At 39.8% G+C, this 2,714-nt stretch carries 3 protein-coding genes; 1 reads left to right on the plus strand and 2 read right to left on the minus strand.

Going from position 1 to position 2,714, the window contains the following annotated elements; translation table 11 throughout:
- Window positions 1-89: 89 nt before the first annotated feature.
- Window positions 90-653, minus strand: a complete 564-nt coding sequence (locus tag BMY80_RS11780) for a recombinase family protein (RefSeq protein ID WP_093143915.1) — start codon at window positions 651-653, stop codon at window positions 90-92.
- A 599-nt stretch (window positions 654-1,252) separates the two neighbouring features.
- Entirely contained in the window at window positions 1,253-1,705 is a 453-nt protein-coding gene (locus BMY80_RS11785; protein WP_031580250.1) for a DIP1984 family protein, read from the minus strand.
- Window positions 1,706-2,141: 436 nt separating this feature from the next.
- Between BMY80_RS11785 and BMY80_RS11790 the strand changes: the two genes are divergently transcribed.
- Window positions 2,142-2,447: an ArsR/SmtB family transcription factor gene (locus BMY80_RS11790; RefSeq protein ID WP_031580249.1), complete on the plus strand. Its 306-nt coding sequence runs from the start codon at window positions 2,142-2,144 to the stop codon at window positions 2,445-2,447.
- The last annotated feature ends 267 nt before the right edge of the window (window positions 2,448-2,714 follow it).

The raw sequence follows: 2,714 nt of genomic DNA on the forward strand, positions 1-2,714 counted from the left end.
TTCTCATGGAGTTTAGTCTAGCACATCTATTAAATAATCTCAGTGAGATACTGTTAAACTTTATCTAATACTAAATTGATCTTAACTTTTCATATTGTCTTGTTGATACGCTTCAATGTAGATCTGCTTATACCAGTCATGGCCACTACATTAGCATAGGTATTTGTCTTAAGCAGTTCTCTGGCATGATTTATTTGAGCCTCCGTAAATTTTTTCGGGCGCCCTTCCTTAAAATTAGGATCAGTCCTGGCAATAGCTTTTCCTTCCTTTGTTCTCTGAACAATCATGTCTCTTTCAAATTCGGAAAAAGCCAACATAACGTTACGGATTAATTTTCCGGCCGGAGACTCATCAATAATTCCTATATTAAGGACATGAACTTTGATTTGTCTTGCAGCTAAACTTTCAATGAGCTCAATTCCCTGAGTCAGATTTCTGGCTACACGATCCAGCTTGGTAAAAATTAGAGTGTCTCCAGGAGCTATTTTTTCGAGCAGCTTATTTAGTTCCGGTCTGTCTGTTTTGGTTCCGGTAAAAGCATCGGCATAAATTTCCGTGGCCCCTGCTTCCCTTAAGGCTACTTTTTGAGCATCAAGAGAGTTTCCGTCTCTTGCCTGACTCAATGTACTGACTCGTGCATATCCGTAGTTCATTTTTTAACCTTTTTCCCTGATTTTTATCCGTGACTTTTGACCCTAAGTTTTGATACCTCTTCAGGCCTTGATTTTTCGTGGTCACTCGGAGTGGTTCAAAACTTTTAATTTTAAAACTCTTAAATCCATGCGGTTGCGTTATTTTTTTCCACTCAAAATCACGGGGGAAACTTGGGTTATTAAAATGGTAATTTCGTTTATCATCGTTGCAGGTCTTCTGTTTACGGGCTTATTGCGTACAGAAACTATAAACGATTCTGATGCCGTACAGATGAAATCGCTTATTTATCATGAATCTGTATGGTGACTACTGTGCAGTACCATGGGTGAATGAAAACAATTCATGCTTTTAGTAAGAAGCAGTGACGTTTTCCGTCACGGCTTTCTGTATCTTAAAAAAATCCCCGAACCCAACCCTCATCCTGTCACCGGTAACAGGTAGTAAATATACAAAGTGCGTTTTACTAGTGTTTCATTACATGGCGTACAGTGTAACCGGGGAGTTGAACCCCGCACGTGCCTGACATGCACCACTGAAAGCGCGATTCATTCTCAATCGCAGAGATGTTACCAGCCTGACAGGACTACCGTCATAAAATTTAAATAAGTTCAGTCAGCCAGTTAAGCTCCTGAATTTTTTCATCTGTTTCTCTAAGCTGCTTTGACCAGGCATCTACTTTTTTCTGAAGTTCGGCAACCGATACGGTACTGCATATTTTTATTTCGGTTTTGGAATATCTGTTTACCATATCACTTGAAGCATTCAGAAAATCTCTCATTATTTTGACGCGTGTCTTCAGGCAGTCACGCTTTGCAATCAGATCGGTGATTGTCTGATCTCCGGCTCTGGTCATGTTATTGGTTTTGTTGATTCTTGCCATCAGTTCCTCAAGACGGAGCAGACAGTCGTTCAGTTCCTTAAGAAGTACTTCCGGTTCTTCAGCCGGCTTTTCGCCTTCCTGAACCTTGGCGTTGTTATTAAGTCTTACACCAAGATCAGATATTCTTTTCTGTAAATCCGCTCTTTCGGACAGTGCAGTTGCAAGCTTCATGTTTCGTATCCTCCTGGATAAGTCTGTTTAAATTTCCGTGTCTCCGGCTGAGTATTATGCATCACGGCCGTTACTTTCTGCATGGACGTACTTAACAGAATGACAAACTGCCGTAATATAATCCGCTGAAGGTGATAAATGTCGTCAGAATTGAGACAGTTAGTGCACTCGATAAAAATAATTTCAGGAACAGGAATAATGGAACTGATTCGGATAATCTCTACCGGCGTTTATTTTGTTAGGCTGGGAACTGTATTACGGAAAGGATTTGACGGACTTATAAAGTATTGACCGATTTACAGGTAAAAATGAATTGAATCAGGAATAAAAGTATTTTATATTCTGTGGTATGGGGTATTTTTTTATATATTGATAGATTTACATATTGATATATGAGAATGTGAGGTGCTATAATGTCCGCATATCGGGAGTTGTTATGGGTTTCAGAGAAGATGTAAGAAGAGCGAAAGCTTTTACCGATGAAAGCCGTCTGGCTATTTTACTGGCTCTTCAGGATGGTGAAAAATGCGGCTGTTCCCTGATGGAACTTCTTAAAATTTCACAGCCGACTCTTTCACATCATATGAAGATACTCTGTGACAGCGACCTGGTGGTATGCAGAAAAGACGGAAAGTGGACTTACTATTCCATTTCACCGGAAGGGGTGGAATCATTCAAGGAGATGATTTCGTCGTATACCAGATATGACAACAGCAGAAAATGCTGTGCAGCTAAACATTAAACGGAGAACCTGATAAACAGGATCGCATTGAATATTGGCAACCGGAGCTGGTTGCCAAAAAAAATGTATTTCACATTGATATATCTAGATGTGTAGATGTTATATCCGTCAGTTTCCGGGCCTGTTCCGGAGCCGCCGGAACAATTATAAGTAAGTTATTAACCAAGCAATATTTAAGTAGAACTTTCCCAAATCGTAATACTATACATTCTTTTTTGGTCTGCCAGGAGATCTTTTAGTTGGTACTTCATCTTGTGGTAAAAGAGA

Source organism: Ruminobacter amylophilus, from assembly GCF_900115655.1.
GTDB classification, from domain to species: Bacteria; Pseudomonadota; Gammaproteobacteria; order Enterobacterales; family Succinivibrionaceae; genus Ruminobacter; species Ruminobacter amylophilus.